We start from the raw sequence: 19,182 nt of genomic DNA, 5'->3' as shown, positions 1-19,182 counted from the left end.
AAGGTTTGAGGACAAAGGCATGCAGCAACTGAATCCATCCGAGATCAGTGACATCATCAAGAAGAGAATCGAAAAGCTCGACATCTCTTCCGAAGCAAAGAACGAAGGTACGATTCTTTCCGTCTCTGACGGTATCGTACTGATCCACGGTCTGGCCGACGTTATGTACGGCGAGATGATTGAATTTGCCAACGGCACTTTCGGTATGGCGCTGAACCTGGAGCGTGATTCCGTCGGTGCGGTGGTACTGGGTGACTACGAAGACCTGGCCGAAGGCCAGAAGGTTCGTTGTACCGGACGTATCCTGGAAGTGCCGGTTGGTCCGGAACTGATGGGCCGCGTTGTCGATGGTCTGGGTAACCCGATCGACGGCAAGGGCGAACTGGGTACCTCCCTGACCGCTCCGGTCGAGAAGGTTGCACCGGGCGTTATCGCCCGTCAGTCCGTTGATGAGCCAGTACAGACTGGCCTGAAAGCGATCGATACCATGGTTCCCATCGGTCGCGGCCAGCGTGAGCTGATCATCGGCGACCGTCAGATCGGTAAGACTGCGGTTGCGATCGACGCGATCATCAACCAGAAGAACACCGGCATCAAGTGTATCTACGTTGCCGTTGGTCAGAAGCAGTCTTCCATTGCAGCGGTTGTTCGTAAGCTGGAAGAGCACGGCGCCATGGACCACACCATCGTGGTTGCCGCCGGTGCTGCCGATCCGGCCGCGATGCAGTTCCTCGCCCCGTACTCCGGTACCTCCATGGGTGAATACTTCCGTGACCGTGGCGAAGACGCGCTGATCATCTACGATGACCTGTCCAAGCAGGCCGTTGCTTACCGTCAGATTTCCCTGCTGCTGCGTCGTCCGCCGGGTCGTGAAGCTTACCCCGGTGACGTTTTCTACCTGCACTCCCGTCTGCTCGAGCGCGCCTCCCGGATCAACGCCGATGAGGTTGAAAAGCTGACCAACGGTGAAGTGAAAGGCAAGACCGGTTCCCTGACGGCGCTGCCGATCATCGAAACCCAGGCCGGTGACGTTTCCGCCTTCGTTCCGACCAACGTGATCTCCATCACCGACGGTCAGATCTTCCTGGAAACCAACCTGTTCAACTCCGGTATCCGTCCGGCGATGAACGCCGGTGTGTCGGTTTCCCGGGTAGGTGGTTCGGCCCAGACCAAGATCATGAAGAAGCTTGGCGGTAACATCCGTCTGGCCCTCGCCCAGTACCGTGAACTGGCGGCCTTCGCCCAGTTTGCCTCGGACCTGGACGAAGCCACGCGGAAGCAGCTCGAGCATGGTCAGCGGGTCACCGAGCTGATGAAGCAGAACCAGTACAGCCCGATGTCCGTCGCGGAAATGGGTACCGTACTGTTCGCAGCTAACGAAGGTTTCCTGGACGACGTCGAAGTCAGCAGTGTGGTCAAGTTCGAAGCGCAACTGATCGACTGGATGCGCGCCGAACAGAAAGACCTGCTCGACAAGATCGGCGCAGAGGGTAATTTCAACGACGAAATTACCGCTGGCCTGAAAGCTGCTCTGGAAAAATTCAAGACCACTCAAAGCTGGTAAGCCCATGGCCCGCTGCGGCGGGCCCGTTGGTCCACATGAGTGTCTAACTTGAAAAGGCAGTGACTTATGGCCGTCGGAAAAGAAATACGTAACCAGATCGGAAGCATCAAGAGCACGCAGAAGATCACTTCCGCCATGGAAATGGTGGCGGCAAGTAAGATGCGCAAAGCTCAGGAACGCATGCAGGCGACTCGTCCGTATGCTGAAAAGATGCGTCAGGTAATCGGGCACATTGCCAAGGCAAACCAGGATTACCGTCATCCGTTCATGCAGGAGCGTGACGTCAAGCGTGTGGGTTACATCGTGGTGTCCTCGGATCGGGGATTGTGCGGTGGCCTGAACGGTAACGTGTTCAAGCTCCTCGTGCGCGAAATGCGCGAATGGAAAAACAAAGGTGTTGAGACCGACCTCTGTGCCATCGGGCAGAAAGGCGCTTCCTTCTTCCGCAGCTACGGCGGAAACGTGATCGCCGCACTGACCCATCTGGGCGATAACCCCAGTGCAGAACAGCTGATCGGTAACGTCAAGGTGATGCTCGACGCGTTCGAGTCAGGCAAGATCGACCGCCTGTACCTGGTAAGTAACCAGTTCGTGAACACCATGACGCAACAGCCGCAATCAGAACAGCTTCTGCCGTTGCCGGAAGGCGAGGACGAAGACGTCGGTCACCAGTGGGATTACATCTACGAGCCCGATTCACGCCCCATCCTCGATGGGCTGCTGCCACGTTATATCGAATCCCAGGTGTATCAGGGAGTGGTGGAGAATCTGGCTTGCGAGCAGGCTGCTCGGATGATTGCCATGAAGAGCGCGACTGATAACGCAGGCAGCATCATTGACGAGCTCCAGCTGGCCTACAACAAGGCCCGTCAGGCAGCCATTACGCAAGAGATATCGGAGATTGTGAGCGGCGCGGCTTCGGTCTGATCCGCCCCACGATCCTACTGGTTTTATTGACTATCAAGATAACGAGGAACCGAGCATGAGTAGCGGACACATCGTTCAGATCATTGGCGCGGTTATCGACGTGGAATTCCCACGTGACGCCGTGCCAAGCGTTTATGACGCACTGCTGCTTGAAGGTGGTGAGACAACTCTGGAAGTCCAGCAGCAGCTGGGTGACGGCATTGTACGTACCATCGCCATGGGCAGCACCGAAGGCCTCAAGCGTGGCCTGAAAGCAGAAAACACCGGCAAGCCGATTTCCGTACCCGTTGGTACCAAGACGCTGGGCCGTATCATGGACGTTCTGGGTCGTCCCATCGACGAACAGGGCGAGATCGGCGAAGAAGAGCGCTGGGGTATTCACCGTAAGGCACCGGGCTACGCGGACCAGGCAGCCTCTGCCGACCTGCTGGAAACCGGCATCAAGGTTATCGACCTGATCTGCCCGTTTGCCAAGGGTGGTAAGGTTGGTCTGTTCGGTGGTGCCGGCGTTGGTAAGACCGTTAACATGATGGAACTTATCAACAACATCGCCAAAGAGCACTCCGGTCTGTCCGTATTCGCCGGTGTAGGTGAGCGTACCCGTGAGGGTAACGACTTCTACTACGAGATGAAGGACTCCAACGTACTGGACAAGGTAGCGATGGTTTACGGGCAGATGAACGAGCCCCCAGGAAACCGTCTGCGTGTGGCCCTGACCGGTCTGACCATGGCCGAGAAGTTCCGTGACGAAGGCCGTGACGTTCTGCTGTTCGTTGACAACATCTACCGTTACACCCTGGCCGGTACCGAGGTATCTGCACTGCTGGGCCGTATGCCATCCGCGGTAGGTTACCAGCCGACTCTGGCCCAGGAAATGGGTGAGCTGCAGGAGCGTATTACCTCCACCAAGAACGGCTCGATCACGTCCATCCAGGCGGTCTACGTACCGGCGGACGACCTGACTGACCCGTCTCCGGCCACCACCTTCTCGCACCTTGACGCGACCGTGGTACTGAGCCGTGACATCGCCTCCAAGGGTATCTACCCGGCGATCGATCCGCTGGACTCCACCTCCCGTCAGCTGGATCCGCTGGTAATCGGCGAGCAGCACTACAATGTTGCCCGTGGTGTTCAGAACGTTCTGCAGCGTTACAAGGAACTGAAGGACATCATTGCGATCCTGGGTATGGACGAGCTGTCTGAAGACGACAAGCTGATCGTATCCCGCGCCCGTAAGATTGAGCGTTTCCTGTCCCAGCCGTTCCACGTTGCTGAAGTATTCACCGGTTCCCCCGGTAAGTACGTGTCTCTGAAAGAGACCATCGCCAGCTTCGAGGGCATTCTCAACGGCGATTACGACGACATGCCCGAGCAGGCGTTCTACATGTGCGGCGGCATCGAGGAAGCGATCGAGAAAGCTAAGGCAATGAAGGCGAAGGAAGGTAAATAAACCCTTTCTTCACTTTCTGACCCAAGAGGCGTAAGAAATGGCTATGACCGTACATTGTGACGTCGTAAGTGCCGAGGAGAAGATCTTCTCCGGGCTGGTAGAGACGCTGACCGCTACCGGTACCGAGGGTGAGATGGGTATCCAGTATGGCCACGCTCCGCTGCTGACCGCGCTCAAGCCCGGTGCAGTGCGGATCGTCAAGCAGGGCGGTGCCGAGGAAGTGCTGTACGTTTCCGGGGGTTACCTGGAAGTGCAGCCCAACCTGATCACCCTGATGGCCGATACGGCGGTTCGCGCAAAGGATGTGGACGAAGCAGCGGCACAGGAAGCCCAGCGCGAAGCCGAAAAGGCACTGGCAAACAAAACGGGCGAGTTTGAGTACTCCCGTGCCGCAGCGGAGCTGGCCGAAGCCGCCGCTCAGCTGCGCACCATCCAGAAACTGCGCAAGAACATTCGCTGATTGCGATTGCCAGTTTCGGGTTCGCCCGATCTGAAGCCGCATCCTGACGCGGAGTGCAGGTTTCTTTCCGAATCGCTCGATTCAGAGGGAAGCCCGCGGTCCGCCAGGGACGCGGTTTTTTCGTTTATGAATCAACTGCCCGACCATTGATCCGGGGGTCTGTCGTTATGAGTCCGCTACACGTTGTTATTCTGGCTGCCGGTCAGGGGTCGAGAATGAAATCCGCACTGCCCAAGGTGTTGCACGCCGTGGCCGGGCGGCCAATGCTCCATCATGTGATCGCCACCGCCCGTCAGCTTGGCGCCGCACAGATTCACGGCGTCATCGGCCACGGCGCGGACCAGGTCCGCTCCGCCACCGCCGACCAGCCGGTGAACTGGGTGTTGCAGCGGGACCAGCTCGGCACTGGCCATGCGGTGGCCCAGGCGCTGCCCGATTTGCCCGACGATGCGCGGGTCCTGGTGCTCTATGGCGACGTTCCCCTGACCGGCGCGGATACCCTTGAGGCGTTGGTGTCGACCATTGATAACGACACCCTGGGGCTGCTGACGGTCACCCTTGACGACCCGCAGGGCTACGGCCGCATTCTGCGTGATGACCAGGGCCGCGTGACCGCCATCGTGGAGCAGAAAGACGCCAGCGACGCCCAGCGCCAGATCCGCGAAGTGAACACCGGTATCCTTGCGGTGTCCGCCCGCCGTCTGAAGGACTGGCTGCCGCAGCTGTCCAATCGCAACGCCCAGGGCGAGTATTATCTGACCGACATCACAGCCATGGCCGTGGAGCACGGCATGCAGGTGGCGGTATCACAGCCGGGTAATGCCTTTGAGGTGCAGGGCGTCAATAACCGCATTCAGCTGGCGGAACTGGAGCGCTGGTACCAGCGCCGGGAAGCCGAGCGGCTGATGACTGAAGGGGCTACGCTGGCTGACCCGGCTCGGGTGGACGTGCGCGGTAACCTGACCATCGGCAATGACATCCTCATCGACGTCAACGTGGTGTTCGAGGGTGACGTGGAACTGGGTGACGGCGTGTCCATCGGCCCGGGCTGCGTGATCCGCGATGCGAAAATTGCGGCCGGCGCCGACATCAAGGCGCACTCGGTGATCGAGGGTGCCGAGATCGGCAGTTTCGCCCAGATCGGTCCCTTTGCCCGGCTGCGTCCCGGCACCCGCCTGGCGGACCACACCAAAGTGGGCAATTTTGTCGAAACCAAGAAAGCGGTGGTTGGCGAGGGCAGCAAGATCAACCACCTGAGCTACGTCGGTGATGCTTCGCTGGGGCGTAATGTGAATGTGGGTGCAGGCACCATCACCTGCAACTATGATGGAGTTAACAAGCACCAGACGGTGCTGGGCGATGGCGTTTTTGTCGGCTCGAACACCTCACTGGTGGCGCCGGTAACCGTTGCCGAAGGCGCTACCATCGGGGCCGGTTCAACGATTACCCGCGATGTCGCCGACCGTGAACTGGCCGTGGCCCGCGGCCGTCAGCGTAACATCGCGGACTGGGACCGGCCGGAAAAGAAGTCCTGAGTGGTCCGGCAAAACAGCGAATTTTCTGACAGGTGATTAACACATGTGTGGCATTGTAGGTGCGGTATCGGAACGTGAGGTGCAGGGCATTCTTCTGGAGGGCCTGCGCCGTCTGGAATACCGGGGATACGACTCCGCCGGAATGGCGGTCATCGACGGCGGCAACACCGTGCAGCGCGCCCGCGAAGTGGGCAAGGTCGCCGCCCTGGCGGACGCCATCAACACCACCGCGCTGGAAGGCTCCCTCGGCATTGCCCACACCCGCTGGGCTACCCACGGCGAGCCGTCCCAGGTCAACGCCCACCCGCACATGTCCGGTGACCGGCTGGCCATCGTGCATAATGGCATCATCGAGAACTACCAGGAATTGCGGGATGAACTGAAGGCCGATGGCTTCGAGTTCACCTCCCAGACCGATACCGAAGTGGTCGCTCACCTGATCGAAAAACACTACCGGGTGCAGGGTAATCTGTACGATGCCATCAAATCCGCCATCAGCCGCCTGCGTGGCGCCTATGCCCTGGCGGTGATTCATGCCGACGAGCCGGACCACCTGATTGTCTGTCGCGAAGGCAGCCCGCTGGTGATTGGCGTGGGCATTGGCGAGAACTTCATTGCTTCGGATCAGCTGGCGTTGCTGCCAGTGACCGATCGTTTCATGTTCCTCGAGGAAGGCGATATTGCCGACATCCGTCGTGATCAGGTCGCCATCCGCGACCGCGATGGCAATGCGGTGGAGCGGGCGGTGACCCGCTTCGAGCACGGCGCCGATTCCGCCGACAAGGGCGAGTACCGCCACTTTATGCTCAAGGAAATCTACGAGCAGCCCAAGGTCATCAAGGCCACCATGGAAGGCCGTCTCACCGACAGCCGCGTGCTGGAGCAGGCGCTGGGCACCTCGGCGGGCAAGCTGCTGGAGAACGTGCGCCATGTGCAGATCATCGCCTGTGGCACCAGTTTCCACGCCGGTATGGTCGCCCGTTACTGGATTGAAGAGCTGGCCGGCGTGCCCTGTTCGGTGGAGGTGGCCTCCGAATTCCGCTACCGCAAACACGTGATCCAGCCCGACACCCTGTTCCTGTGCATCTCCCAGTCCGGCGAGACCGCGGATACCCTGGCGGCGTTGCGCCAGGCCAAGAAGGCCGGCTTCCGCGCCGCGCTGGCCATCTGTAACGTGCCCGGCAGCTCGCTGGTGCGCGAGTCCGACCTGGTGATCATGACCCAGGCCGGCCCGGAGATCGGGGTGGCCTCCACCAAGGCCTTCACCACCCAGCTCACCGCGCTGCTGATCTTCACACTCGCCCTGGCCCGCCACAATGGCCTGGCGGAAGACCAGGAAGCGGAGATCGTGCGGGCGATCCATCTGCTGCCCGGCCAGGTCAGTGACGTGCTGGCGCTGGATGGCGAGATTGCCGAGATGTCCAAGGCCTTCATGGACAAGCACCACAGCCTGTTCCTCGGCCGTGGCTCCCAGTTCCCGGTGGCCCTGGAAGGCGCGCTGAAACTGAAGGAAATCTCCTACATTCACGCCGAAGCCTACCCGGCTGGCGAGTTGAAACACGGCCCGCTGGCGCTGGTGGACAGTGAAATGCCGGTGGTCACGGTAGCGCCCAACAACGACCTGGTGGAAAAGCTGAAATCCAACCTGGAAGAAGTCCGCGCCCGCGGCGGCGAGCTGTTCGTGTTTGCCGACAAGGCGGCGGATGTGAAGCCCCAGGACGGCATCCACGTGATGCAGATTCCGTCGGTTCACCCGATCACCGCTCCCATCGTGTACACCATTCCGCTGCAGCTGTTGTCCTACCACGTGGCGGTGCTCAAGGGCACCGATGTGGATCAGCCGCGGAACCTGGCGAAAAGCGTGACTGTGGAGTAAAGCTGCCGGATACGCCGCACCGAAATAGCCATAAAGCGTGCTATGGAGGGTGCTATGGAAGGTGTTATGGAGAGTGCCATGACCAGTGCCAAGAAGAGCGCCATCAAGACCGTTGCCGTCATTGGCGGTGGGATCACCGGAATTACCACCGCCTACACGCTGGCCAAGCGCGGCCTGGACGTTACCGTGTACGAAAAACACCGGTACGCCGCGATGGAAACCTCCTTTGCCAACGGTGGTCAGCTGTCAGCCTCCAATGCCGAGGTGTGGAACAACTGGCAGACGGTGATCAAGGGCATCAAGTGGATGTCCCGCCGCGATGCGCCACTGCTGGTCAACCCCAAACCGTCCTGGCACAAGCTGAGCTGGTTCGCAGAATTCATTGCCGCGATTCCCCAGTACGAAAAGAACACCACCGAAACCACCCGCCTCGCCATCGCCGCCCGGGAGCATCTGTTCAACTGGGCGCAGGAAGAAGGCATTGATTTCGACCTGAAGAAGCAGGGCATCCTCCACATTTATCGCGACAAGGCCGGTTTCGACCACGCCGCCAGTGTGTCGAAACTGCTGGCGGCCGGCGGCCTGGAACGCCGCGCCGTGACCCCGGACGAGATGCGCGCCATTGAGCCCACGCTGGCGGGCGACTATTACGGCGGGTTTTACACCGAAAGCGATTCCACCGGTGATATCCACAAGTTCACCAACGGCCTGGCCGAAGCGATCCTGCGCCTGGGCGTCAGAACCTGCTATGGCCACACGGTTACCGAACTCAGTGCCGACCAGAACCACGCCTGGGTCACCGCCCACGATGGCCAGCAGCAACACCGTGACACTTTTGATGCCGTGGTGATCTGCGCCGGTGTCGGCAGCCGGGCCCTGGCCGCGAAGCTGGGCGACCGGGTCAACATCTATCCGGTCAAGGGCTATTCCATCACCATTGAGCTCGACGACGAGGACTCGCGAACGTCCGCCCCCACCGTCAGCCTGCTGGACGACGCCACCAAGATTGTCACCAGCCGCCTCGGGGACGGTCGTTTCCGCGTGGCCGGCACGGCGGAATTCAGCGGTTACAATCGCGATATCCGCGATGACCGCATCCGTCCGCTCACCCGCTGGGTGGAGCAGTGCTTCCCCGGCGTCTGCACCCGCCGGGTGGTGCCCTGGGCCGGGCTGCGCCCGATGCTGCCGAACATGATGCCGCGGGTCGGCGCCGGGCGCCTGCCGACGGTGTTCTACAACACCGGCCATGGCCATCTGGGCTGGACCCTGTCGGCGATTACCGCCGAGATGCTGGCGGATTCTTTGCTTACTTTCTGACCCGTTTTTCTGGTATTATTCGCGCCCTTAAATCACCCGCACCCGGAAATCTGGCCCATGCCCGCCCGTGACAAACGCTTTCTGATGATCACGCCGCCCTAGCGTGTGACTGGCTGTTACACAAATATCAAGGAAGGTGTGGCGTCTCTGCCGCACTATGGTTATTTCCCGATCACTCAGAAGATGTTGCAATGCCCAATTCGGTCATCTCAGGTTTCACCCACAACTTTCTCGGCAAGGCCCCGGTCTGGTACAAGCAGGTCATCCTGCTGTTTCTGGTGGTCAATCCCATCGCGCTGTCGGTCTTTGGCCCGGGCCTGACCGGCTGGCTGCTGATCGGTGAGTTCATCTTCACCCTGGCAATGGCGCTGAAATGCTACCCGCTGCTGCCCGGTGGCCTGCTGGCTATTGAAGCGCTGCTGATCGGCCTGACCACGCCGGACGCGGTGTATATGGAAGTGCTCACCAACTTCCCCGTTATCCTGCTGCTGATGTTCATGGTCGCCGGCATCTACTTCATGAAAGAGCTGTTGCTGGTCACCTTTACCCAGATCCTGGTAGGCGTGCGGTCAAAGTCGGCGTTGTCGTTGCTGTTCTGTGGCGCCGCAGCCCTGCTGTCGGCGTTCCTGGATGCGCTGACCGTCACCGCGGTGATCATCAGCGTGGCGGTGGGCTTTTTCTCGGTGTACCACAAGGTGGCCTCGGGCAAGGGCTACCAGCACAAGGATCACAACACCAACAGCGACGACGACGTGATCGAACTGCACCGGGAAGACCTGGAGAACTTCCGCGCCTTCCTGCGCAGCCTGCTGATGCACGGCGCCATCGGCACCGCCCTCGGTGGTGTCGCCACCATGGTGGGTGAGCCCCAGAACCTGCTGATCGCCAAGGTGGTGGGCTGGGACTTTGCCCAGTTTTTCCTGCACATGGCGCCGGTGAGCATTCCCGTTCTGGTGGCCGGCCTGATCACCTGCTGGCTGCTGGAGAAACTGCGCTGGTTCGGATACGGCGGTCGCCTGCCGAAGCCGGTGCGCCGGGTGCTGGAAGAGTTCGCCGACAACGAGCGGAAAAAACGCACCAAGGCCGATCAGGCGGCACTGTGGGTGCAGGCCATCGCGGCCCTGATCCTGGTGGTGGGGCTGGCGTTCCACTTGGCGGAGGTGGGGCTGATCGGCCTGCTGGTGATCATTCTGATCACCTCGTTCACCGGTATCACCGACGAGCACCAGATCGGCAAGGCGTTCCAGGAATCGCTGCCGTTCACTTCGCTGCTGGTGGTGTTCTTCGCCATTGTGGCGGTGATTCACGAACAGCATCTGTTCAAACCCATCATCGACTATGTGCTGTCACTGCCGATCGAGCAGCAACCGGGCATGTTCTTTATCGCCAATGGTCTGCTGTCGATGATCAGCGACAACGTGTTCGTGGCCACCGTGTACATCAGCGAGATCAAGCAGGCGCTGGATGCCGGCAGCATCAGCTACGACCACTTCCAGACCCTGGCTATCGCCATCAACACCGGCACCAACCTGCCGAGTGTGGCGACCCCCAACGGACAGGCGGCGTTCCTGTTCCTGCTGACCTCCGCCATCGCACCGCTGGTGCGGCTCTCTTACGGCCGCATGGTGGTGATGGCGTTCCCCTACATGATTGTGATGGGCTCCGTCGGCCTGTACATGGTCATCAATCACATCTGAATAGTGCGACTGTTTACTCGCTGCCGGGCCCGGTCGCCCGGCGGGAATGTCGTCGTTTTGAACTCCTGAATTAATCGGAACTGTTTATGCTCAAATCAATACAAGACAACTGGTTCTCCAACGTGCGCGGAGACCTGCTGGCGGGCATCGTGGTGGCCCTGGCGCTGATTCCTGAAGCCATCGCGTTCTCCATCATAGCCGGTGTTGACCCCAAGGTGGGGCTGTACGCCTCGTTCTGCATCGCGGTGATTATCGCGTTCGTGGGCGGCCGCCCGGGTATGATCTCAGCGGCCACCGGCGCCATGGCGCTGCTGATGGTGACCCTTGTGAAGGAGCACGGCCTGGAATACCTGCTCGCCGCCACGCTGCTTACCGGCGTGCTGCAGATTGGCGCCGGCTACCTGAAGCTCGGGGGGCTGATGCGGTTTGTGTCCCGGTCCGTGGTGACCGGCTTCGTCAACGCCCTGGCCATCCTGATTTTCATGGCCCAGCTGCCCGAACTGACCAACGTGACCTGGCATGTCTACGCCATGACCGCCGCGGGCCTGGGCATTATCTACCTGTTTCCGTTGCTACCGGTGGTCGGCAAAATCCTGCCTTCGCCGCTAATTTGCATTGTCGGCCTGACCGCCGTGGCCATGTTCCTCAATCTGGACATCCGCACCGTCGGCGATATGGGGCAACTGCCGGACACCCTGCCGATCTTTTTATGGCCGGACGTGCCGCTGAACCTGGACACCCTGATGATCATTCTGCCTTACTCCGTGGCCCTGGCCGTGGTGGGCCTGCTGGAATCGATGATGACCGCCACCATTGTGGACGACCTCACCGACACCACCAGCGACCGTAACCGCGAGTGCAAGGGCCAGGGCATTGCCAACATCGGCTCCGGCCTGCTCGGCGGTATGGCCGGCTGCGCGATGATCGGCCAATCCATCATCAACGTGAAATCCGGCGGCCGCACCCGGCTGTCGACCCTCACCGCCGGTGTGTTCCTGCTGGTGATGGTGCTGGTACTCGACGCCTGGCTGGTGCAGATTCCCATGGCCGCGCTGGTGGCGGTGATGATCATGGTGTCCATCGGTACCTTTTCCTGGGATTCCATCCGCAACCTGAAAGAACATCCGCTGTCCACCAACATCGTCATGGTGGTAACGGTGATCGTTGTGGTGGCGACTCATAACCTGGCGTTCGGCGTGCTGGCGGGTGTGTTGCTGGCGGCGCTGTTCTTCGCCAACAAGATCGGCCATTTCATGCTGGTCAGCTCCGATCTGGACGACGCCAGCGAGACCCGCACCTACACCGTGGTGGGTCAGGTGTTCTTCAGTTCGTCCGAGAAATTCATCGCCTCCTTCGATTTCAAGGAAGCGCTGGACAAGGTGGTGATCGACCTCAGCCGCGCCCACTTCTGGGATATCACCGCGGTGGGGGCACTGGACAAGGTGGTGATCAAGTTCCGGCGGGAAGGTGCGGATGTCGAGATCATCGGGCTCAACGAAGCCAGCGCCACCATCGTTGACCGGTTCGGCGTGCACGACAAGCCGGATGCAGTTGACCAGTTGATGGGGCACTGATATGACTATTGATTCCGTACACGAGCGCAACGAGGTAACGATGACCCGGGTTGTAGCATGCATTGATGGTTCCAGGGCGGCGGTGGCCGTCTGTGATTACGCGGCCTGGGCCGGTCATCGCCTGCAAGCGCCGCTGACCCTGTTTCACGTGCTGGATCAGGAGCGTTACCCGGCGGAAACCGACCTGGCCGGCAGTATTGGTCTGGGCAGCCGGGAACACCTGATGGAAGAGCTGGCGGAGCTGGACCAGAAGCGCAGCAAACTGGCGCTGGAACAGGGCCACCACATGCTCAATGCCGCCGAGGAACGGGTGACCTCCCGCGGGGTTACCGATGTGATCAAGCGCCAGCGCCACGGTGACCTGACCGACTCACTACTGGCCATTGAGAACGAAACCCGCCTGCTGGTGATGGGCCTGCACGGGGAAACCAGCACCGACCGTGACGTGCACATCGGCAGCCAGCTGGAAACCGTAATCCGCAGCGTTCACCGCCCGATCATGCTGGTGCCGGACGACTACGCCGAGCCCCGCAGCGCCATGCTGGCGTTCGACGGCTCCGCCACCGCGTTCAAGGGTGTGGAACTGCTGGCCAACAGCCCGGTGTTCAAGGGCTTTCCCCTGCACCTGGTGATGATTGGCCCGGACACCAACGACCGTTGGGAACAGTTGAAGAAGGCCGAGCGTCAACTGGCGGAGCAGGGCTGTGAGGTGCACCTGGCCATTCGCGCCGGTGATGTCGAGAAAACCCTGCACGCCTATCAGCAAGAGCACGGCATTGACCTGCTGGTGATGGGCGCTTATGGCCATTCCCGCATCCGTCAGTTCCTGGTGGGCAGCACCACCACCAACATGCTCAGGACCGCGGACAAACCGCTGGTCATTCTGCGCTAAGATTATTGCAACAGCACAATAAAAAGATGATGGTTATGGGCACAGGGTGGAACCGGTTTTCTCGCGGGATGGCTTTTCTGGCGCTGCTTGCGATAGGGGCGATGGTCTCGGCCGCCAGTGCCATCGCCGAGGAACAATCCCTCCCGGTTCTGCGGGTGGCTTACACCGAATTCCCCCCCATCGAGTACCGCAATGCCGAGGGCAAGGCCGACGGCATGGTGATTGAGCTGACCCGCAAGGTGGCGCGGGAAGCCGGTTACGAACCGGAGTTTATCTATCTCCCCGTTGGCCGCATTTACCTTTACCTGAGGAACGGCCAAGTGGATGTGTGGCCGGGGCTGACCGGGATTCCCTCGCTGCGGGAAGACGTGCTGGAGAGCTGGGTCAGCCCGGTGCCGGTGGAGCTCAACGCCTGGTATGTGGAGACCACGCCGCCGCTGACTCATTTTGACGACCTGCGGGGCCGCACGGTGATCGTGATCGGTGGCTACACCTACGGCGGACTCCTCGAGCGGCTGCAGGAGATCGGCGATATCACCATCACCGAGGCCCCGAACCACCGCTCGGGCATCGATATGCTGAAACGGAACCGGGGCGACTACCTGCTGGACTATCTGCGCCCGGTGCAGGAGATCCTGAGGCATCCGTCCGACCGCGTGATCCGCAACTCCAAAGTACGCACCCGCAACAGCGCCTGGCTGTTTTCCCTCGCCAACCCCAGGTCCAGCACCCTGCGGGACGAGTTCGACGATGCCTACCTGCGGCTGGCGGAACGGGGCGAGGTGCCGCCGCCGCGGAAAATCAGCAAAGGTTTCTTCATCCCCGGTTTTCCCGAGGATCTGCTGCCCTAGCTCAGGGTGTCAGCGTCAGGTCGCCATACCAGGCGGTGGCGGACTCGCCGGTGTTGTCAGAATCCGACATGATGGCCACCCCCCGCAGGGGCGGGGGATCCTCCCCAAAGGCGGCGCGGTAATCCGCCACGATGTCCCGCTCGACCGTCACCCATTGCCCGGCCTGTGCCTCACCGGATGTCACCGCGATCATCATGGTTTCCTCGGCGTAAGGATTGGCAATGATCTCCCCTTCCGCCAGGCGGTTGGCCCAGATGTAGTTGATGGCGTTGCCCGGGAGCTCCTCCCCAAACACCGTTTCCACCGTTTTGCGTTTGGCGCGCTCGAACCAGCTGGCCTTGTCCGCCTCGAATTCGAATGCCACATAGATACGGGCAGGGTAGTCGTCCCCGGATTTTTTGCGGGCATCGCCCTTGGCAAAGGTGTTGGAGACCTTCCAGCGCCACGTCAGGATCAGCGATTCGCCGGGGTTCACCTCCAGACGGGCGATCAGGCCGGAGGCGCTGTTATCAGTGGTGGCCTCCACCACCTGGACGCCATCTTCCTCCACCAGCCGGTAGCGGGTGTGGCGATCGATGTTGGGAAATTCCAGGGGTTCCCAGCCGTCGTCCAGACTGGCCATGCGGGAGAACGGCGTGATCGTGGTCTCAGCCCATGCCGGGATGCTGGCCAGCAGTATCAGCGCCCCCAGTGCAGCCCCTGTACGTCCAAGCAGTTGGCCCATAGTGCCTCCGTTGAGCGATTGTGCGCCCGGTGTGTTGACCCGCCGCGTAAAAAGCGCCTTGTTGCGGTGGCATTTCGTGTATATAGTGTTCCCATCCTTGGTCAAATACCAGATGTAGTGTTTATTTTGTAAGCACTCCGACGGTATCGGGAATCCGGTGAGACTCCGGAACTGACGCGCAGCGGTATTGGGGAACAAGCGTGGCATACAGACACTGGCAAGCGCCGGGAAGTCGCCACGCAAGGCCGAACCACACGGTTCACGCCCCTGAGTCCGAAGACCTGCCAGGGAAAACAACTGCACCTTCGCGCATAAGGTGAGCAGAATCGTAGGTCGGATTAGCGCAAGCGTAATCCGACGATGCCCCCTACCCGATTCTCTGCCTACGCGAAGGACATGGAAACCACGCGTATTCAGGAGAACCGACATGTCCGCCTCTGCCCTGGCCGAAGCCCGGCCGTCAGCCCCAACCAATACCGAATCCCTTCAGGTTATTAAACGCAACGGCACCCTGGTTGGATTCAACCCGTCCAAAATCAGCGTTGCCGTCACCAAAGCTTTTCTGGCGGTGGAAGGCGACAACGCCGCCGGTTCCGCCCGCATCAATGATGCCGTGAAGCGGATGACCGATCAGGTAATGCAGGCCATCAGCCGGCGGCTGAAAGCCGGTGGCAAGGTGCACATCGAAGACATTCAGGACCAGGTGGAACTGGCGCTGATGCGGGCCGAGGAACAGAAAGTGGCCCGGGCCTATGTGCTTTACCGGGAAGAACACGCCCGCCAGCGAGCCCTCGACGAACCGGTGGAAGCCCATCCGCACCTGACCGTGAAAAAGGCCAGTGGCGACACCGCACCGCTGGATCTGGGCCTGATGAAGCTGCAGGTGGAACAGGCCGCCGCGGGGCTGGAAGGCATCAACGGCGACACCCTGGTGGAAGACGCCCTGCGCAACCTGTACGACGGCATCGCCGAGGAGGACGTGTTGTCGGCGCTGGTGATGACCGCCCGTGGTCGCATTGAACAGGAGCCGGATTACAGCGCGGTGACCGCCCGCCTGCTGCTGGAGCAGCTACGACTGGAAACTGCCACGGCGCTGGACCTGCCCCGCAGCCTGCCGCTGGCGGAGATCTATCCCCAGGCCCTGAGTGCCTTTATCCAGGCCGGCATCCGTTACGACCTGCTGGACGAAGCCCTGGCCACCTTTGACCTGGAGGCGCTGGGCGCTGCCATCCGCCCGGAGCAGGACCTGCAATTCGGTTTCCTTGGCCTGCAGACCCTGTACGACCGCTACTTCCTGCACTGGAACAAGTCTCGCCTGGAACTGCCCCAGGTATTTTTCATGCGCGTGGCCATGGGCCTGGCGCTGCGGGAAGACAACCCCAACGAACGCGCCATCGAGTTCTACAACCTGTTGTCGTCCTTCGATTACATGGCCTCTACTCCCACGCTGTTCAACAGCGGTACCCGCCATTCCCAGCTGTCATCCTGCTACCTGACCACCGTGGGCGACGATCTCGAAGATATCTACGGCGCCATCCGCGACAACGCCATGCTGTCGAAATGGGCCGGCGGCCTGGGCAATGACTGGACCCCGGTGCGCGCTCTCGGTTCCCACATCAAGGGCACCAACGGCCAGAGCCAGGGCGTGGTGCCGTTCCTGAAAGTGGTCAACGACACCGCGGTGGCGGTGAATCAGGGCGGTAAGCGCAAGGGCGCGGTGTGCGCCTACCTGGAAAGCTGGCACCTGGACATCGAGGAATTCCTGGAGCTGCGCAAGAACACCGGCGACGAACGCCGCCGCACCCACGACATGAACACCGCCAACTGGGTGCCGGACCTGCTCATCGAGCGGATGCGCGAAGACCGCGACTGGACGCTGTTCTCCCCCAGTGACGTGCCGGACCTGCACGACCTTTACGGCAACGCCTTCCGGGAACGTTACGAGCATTACGAAGCGCTGGCGGAGCAGGGCAAAATCAAACTGTTCAAGAAGCTCCCGGCCAAACAGCTGTGGCGCAAGATACTCACCGTGCTGTTCGAGACCGGCCACCCCTGGATCACCTTCAAGGACCCCTGCAACCTGCGCTCGCCCCAGCAGCACCGGGGCGTGGTGCACAGCTCCAACCTGTGTACCGAGATCACCCTGAACACCAGCGCCGAGGAAATCGCCGTGTGCAACCTGGGCTCGGTGAACCTGGCGGCGCACATCAAAGACGGTGAGCTGGACGTGGAGCGCCTGGAACGGACGGTAAACACCGCTGTGCGCATGCTCGATAACGTTATCGACATCAACTACTACGCGGTGCCCCAGGCGCGCAATTCCAACCTCAAGCACCGCCCGGTGGGCCTTGGGCTGATGGGCTTTCAGGATGCGCTGTATCAGCTGGGCCTGCCCTACACCAGCCCGGAAGCGGTGGAATTTGCTGATGTGGCCATGGAACAGCTCAGCTACTTCGCCATCCGCGCCTCCGCCACCCTGGCCGGTGAACGCGGCGCTTACGAAAGCTATGAAGGCTCCCTGTGGCACCAGGGCATGCTGCCGATTGATTCCATCAACCTGCTGAAGGACGCCCGCCGCGACGGCGACCTGTCAGTGAACACCACCAGCCGCCTGGACTGGGCGCCGGTGCGTGAACTGATTGCCAAAAACGGCATGCGCAACAGCAACGTCATGGCCATCGCACCCACCGCGACCATCTCCAACATCGTGGGGGTGTCCCAGTCCATCGAACCGGCGTACCAGAACCTGTTCGTGAAATCGAACCTGTCCGGCGAGTTCACCGTGGTGAACCCGTCGCTGGTGCGGGACCTCAAGGCGGAAGGCCTGTGGGACAACGTGATGGTCAACGACCTCAAGTACTTCGACGGTTCCGTGCAGCAGATCGACCGCATTCCCAGCGAACTGAAAGCCCGTTACGCCACGGCCTTCGAGATCGACGCCCGCTGGCTGGTGGAATCCGCCGCCCGCCGCCAGAAATGGCTCGACCAGGCCCAGAGCCTGAACCTGTACATGGCCGAACCCAGCGGCAAGAAGCTGGACGCACTTTACCAGCTGGCCTGGGAGCGGGGCCTGAAAACCACCTATTACCTGCGTTCACTGGGTGCCACCGGCGCCGAGAAATCCGCGCCGGTCGCCGCGCCGCAGCCCCAGGTATGCAGCATCGACGAACCCGGCTGCGAAGCCTGTCAGTAACCACTTACTATCTATTCAAGAGGCACAGACCATGCTCGATTGGGACGACGAACCGAAAACCGATCACAAACCGGCCGCCACCGGCGCACCGGCCCCCGTGAACGTGGACGACAAACGCGTGATCAACGGCGACACCGACATCAACCAGCTGGCGCCGTTCAAGTACCCCTGGGCCTGGGAGTACTTCATGAACGCCAATAAAAACCACTGGACCCCGCTGGACGTCAACATGGCCCAGGACGTTCACGATTACCACCACCGCCTGACCGCGCCGGAGAAGCACGTGTACGAAAATGTGCTGGCGTACTTAACCACCTCCGACATCCTGGCCATGCGCAATATCGGCCTGGCGGTAATGGAGAAAATGAGCGCCCCGGAACTGCAGATCTACCAGGCCCGCCAGGTGTACGAGGAAGCCATGCACACCTGGGCCTATCAGCACTGCATCGAAACCCTCAACCTGGATCAGAGCGAGATCTACAACCGCTACCGCGTGGTGCCCGCCATCAACGGCAAGATCCAGATGGCCAACCGCCGGCTGGATGCCGCCATGCGCTCCGACATGAACCTGCGCAACCGGGACGACCTGGAGGAATTTGTCATGTCGTACCTGTTCTTCGCGGCGGTGTTCGAGGGTACCTGGTTCTACAACGGCTTCAGCCCCATCTTCGCCCTGCAACGCCGCGGGCTGATGCGCGGCACCGGCGAGCAGCTGCAGTACATCCTGCGGGACGAAGCCATGCACTTCTCCTTCGGCCTGAAAGTGGTGAACCAGATTCTGGAAGAGGAGAACATCACCCTCGATCCCAAAGCCGTCAGCGACATGTGGCAGGAATCCGAAGCGGCAGAGATCGCCTACGCCAACTACATCCTGCGCGACCCGATCCTGGGTTACTCCGCCGAGTACCACAGCGAGCAGTTCCGCTTTGTGGCCAACCGCCGGGCCCGCACCGTGGGCATGGAAGAACCCTTCCCGGGGGCGAAAAACGTATCCCCCTGGCTGGACGAGCAGGCCACCATGCGCAAGGAGAAGAACTTCTTCGAAACGCGGGTGATCGAGTACCAGACCGGGGCGCAGCTGGAATGGTAGCCGCTCCTCAGCCGGTGAGGCTGTTAAGTAAG

14 protein-coding genes and 1 riboswitch are annotated in these 19,182 nt (G+C 61.0%); of the genes, 13 read left to right on the top strand and 1 reads right to left on the bottom strand.

Annotated elements, in window-relative coordinates:
• Nucleotides 1–19: 19 nt before the first annotated feature.
• From atpA to DYI22_RS05535, 11 genes are all read left to right on the top strand, one after another.
• Nucleotides 20–1,564: a F0F1 ATP synthase subunit alpha gene (atpA, locus tag DYI22_RS05585; protein ID WP_213477052.1), complete on the top strand. Its 1,545-nt coding sequence runs from the start codon at nucleotides 20–22 to the stop codon at nucleotides 1,562–1,564.
• A 66-nt stretch (nucleotides 1,565–1,630) separates the two neighbouring features.
• Nucleotides 1,631–2,491 (top strand): F0F1 ATP synthase subunit gamma, encoded by an 861-nt coding sequence (gene atpG / locus DYI22_RS05580; RefSeq protein WP_213477051.1) that lies wholly within the window; start codon nucleotides 1,631–1,633, stop codon nucleotides 2,489–2,491.
• A 55-nt stretch (nucleotides 2,492–2,546) separates the two neighbouring features.
• Nucleotides 2,547–3,941: a F0F1 ATP synthase subunit beta gene (atpD, locus tag DYI22_RS05575; RefSeq protein ID WP_213477050.1), complete on the top strand. Its 1,395-nt coding sequence runs from the start codon at nucleotides 2,547–2,549 to the stop codon at nucleotides 3,939–3,941.
• 37 nt (nucleotides 3,942–3,978) lie between these two features.
• Nucleotides 3,979–4,401, top strand: a complete 423-nt coding sequence (locus DYI22_RS05570) for a F0F1 ATP synthase subunit epsilon (protein ID WP_213477049.1) — start codon at nucleotides 3,979–3,981, stop codon at nucleotides 4,399–4,401.
• Nucleotides 4,402–4,568: 167 nt separating this feature from the next.
• On the top strand, nucleotides 4,569–5,936 hold the full coding sequence (glmU, locus tag DYI22_RS05565) for a bifunctional UDP-N-acetylglucosamine diphosphorylase/glucosamine-1-phosphate N-acetyltransferase GlmU (protein ID WP_213477048.1): 1,368 nt from the start codon (nucleotides 4,569–4,571) through the stop codon (nucleotides 5,934–5,936).
• A gap of 43 nt (nucleotides 5,937–5,979) precedes the next feature.
• A complete protein-coding gene (gene glmS / locus DYI22_RS05560) occupies nucleotides 5,980–7,812 on the top strand; it encodes a glutamine--fructose-6-phosphate transaminase (isomerizing) (RefSeq protein ID WP_213477047.1) in 1,833 nt (610 codons plus the stop codon).
• A gap of 102 nt (nucleotides 7,813–7,914) precedes the next feature.
• The gene (locus tag DYI22_RS05555; protein WP_213477301.1) at nucleotides 7,915–9,129 is read left to right on the top strand and encodes a D-amino acid dehydrogenase; all 1,215 of its coding nucleotides are present in this window, start codon (nucleotides 7,915–7,917) and stop codon (nucleotides 9,127–9,129) included.
• Nucleotides 9,130–9,320: 191 nt separating this feature from the next.
• On the top strand, nucleotides 9,321–10,826 hold the full coding sequence (nhaB, locus tag DYI22_RS05550) for a sodium/proton antiporter NhaB (protein WP_213477046.1): 1,506 nt from the start codon (nucleotides 9,321–9,323) through the stop codon (nucleotides 10,824–10,826).
• A gap of 86 nt (nucleotides 10,827–10,912) precedes the next feature.
• Nucleotides 10,913–12,400, top strand: coding sequence for a SulP family inorganic anion transporter (locus DYI22_RS05545; RefSeq protein ID WP_213477045.1), 1,488 nt, complete (start codon nucleotides 10,913–10,915; stop codon nucleotides 12,398–12,400).
• A 40-nt stretch (nucleotides 12,401–12,440) separates the two neighbouring features.
• Complete coding sequence (locus tag DYI22_RS05540; protein ID WP_213477300.1) at nucleotides 12,441–13,292, top strand: universal stress protein; 852 nt, start codon at nucleotides 12,441–12,443, stop codon at nucleotides 13,290–13,292.
• Between the two features lie 68 nt (nucleotides 13,293–13,360).
• The gene (locus tag DYI22_RS05535) at nucleotides 13,361–14,143 is read left to right on the top strand and encodes a substrate-binding periplasmic protein (protein ID WP_228300827.1); all 783 of its coding nucleotides are present in this window, start codon (nucleotides 13,361–13,363) and stop codon (nucleotides 14,141–14,143) included.
• A 1-nt stretch (nucleotide 14,144) separates the two neighbouring features.
• Here the strand turns inward: DYI22_RS05535 and DYI22_RS05530 are convergent, their stop codons facing one another.
• A complete protein-coding gene (locus DYI22_RS05530) occupies nucleotides 14,145–14,867 on the bottom strand; it encodes a DUF3047 domain-containing protein (RefSeq protein WP_213477044.1) in 723 nt (240 codons plus the stop codon).
• Between the two features lie 98 nt (nucleotides 14,868–14,965).
• Nucleotides 14,966–15,171: riboswitch (cobalamin riboswitch) on the top strand.
• Nucleotides 15,172–15,294: 123 nt separating this feature from the next.
• Here DYI22_RS05530 and DYI22_RS05525 point away from each other — a divergent pair.
• Together DYI22_RS05525 and DYI22_RS05520 are read left to right on the top strand one after the other, a co-directional pair.
• A complete protein-coding gene (locus DYI22_RS05525; RefSeq protein ID WP_213477043.1) occupies nucleotides 15,295–18,060 on the top strand; it encodes a ribonucleoside-diphosphate reductase subunit alpha in 2,766 nt (921 codons plus the stop codon).
• 31 nt (nucleotides 18,061–18,091) lie between these two features.
• Nucleotides 18,092–19,150: a ribonucleotide-diphosphate reductase subunit beta gene (locus tag DYI22_RS05520; protein WP_213477042.1), complete on the top strand. Its 1,059-nt coding sequence runs from the start codon at nucleotides 18,092–18,094 to the stop codon at nucleotides 19,148–19,150.
• Nucleotides 19,151–19,182 lie beyond the last annotated feature (32 nt).

The organism is Marinobacter lipolyticus, assembly GCF_018424605.1.
GTDB classification, from domain to species: Bacteria; Pseudomonadota; Gammaproteobacteria; order Pseudomonadales; family Oleiphilaceae; genus Marinobacter; species Marinobacter lipolyticus_B.
This window is presented reverse-complemented; position numbering and strand designations above follow the sequence as displayed.

Excerpts from the sequence above, each read along its gene's own strand:
- atpA (WP_213477052.1), top strand. The coding sequence starts at position 20 with ATGCAGCAACTGAATCCATCCGAGATCAGTGACATCATCAAGAAGAGA.
- atpG (WP_213477051.1), top strand. The coding sequence starts at position 1,631 with ATGGCCGTCGGAAAAGAAATACGTAACCAGATCGGAAGCATCAAGAGC.
- atpD (WP_213477050.1), top strand. The coding sequence starts at position 2,547 with ATGAGTAGCGGACACATCGTTCAGATCATTGGCGCGGTTATCGACGTG.
- DYI22_RS05570 (WP_213477049.1), top strand. The coding sequence starts at position 3,979 with ATGGCTATGACCGTACATTGTGACGTCGTAAGTGCCGAGGAGAAGATC.
- glmU (WP_213477048.1), top strand. The coding sequence starts at position 4,569 with ATGAGTCCGCTACACGTTGTTATTCTGGCTGCCGGTCAGGGGTCGAGA.
- glmS (WP_213477047.1), top strand. The coding sequence starts at position 5,980 with ATGTGTGGCATTGTAGGTGCGGTATCGGAACGTGAGGTGCAGGGCATT.
- nhaB (WP_213477046.1), top strand. The coding sequence starts at position 9,321 with ATGCCCAATTCGGTCATCTCAGGTTTCACCCACAACTTTCTCGGCAAG.
- DYI22_RS05545 (WP_213477045.1), top strand. The coding sequence starts at position 10,913 with ATGCTCAAATCAATACAAGACAACTGGTTCTCCAACGTGCGCGGAGAC.
- DYI22_RS05540 (WP_213477300.1), top strand. The coding sequence starts at position 12,441 with ATGACCCGGGTTGTAGCATGCATTGATGGTTCCAGGGCGGCGGTGGCC.
- DYI22_RS05535 (WP_228300827.1), top strand. The coding sequence starts at position 13,361 with ATGGCTTTTCTGGCGCTGCTTGCGATAGGGGCGATGGTCTCGGCCGCC.
- DYI22_RS05530 (WP_213477044.1), bottom strand. The coding sequence starts at position 14,867 with ATGGGCCAACTGCTTGGACGTACAGGGGCTGCACTGGGGGCGCTGATA.
- DYI22_RS05525 (WP_213477043.1), top strand. The coding sequence starts at position 15,295 with ATGTCCGCCTCTGCCCTGGCCGAAGCCCGGCCGTCAGCCCCAACCAAT.
- DYI22_RS05520 (WP_213477042.1), top strand. The coding sequence starts at position 18,092 with ATGCTCGATTGGGACGACGAACCGAAAACCGATCACAAACCGGCCGCC.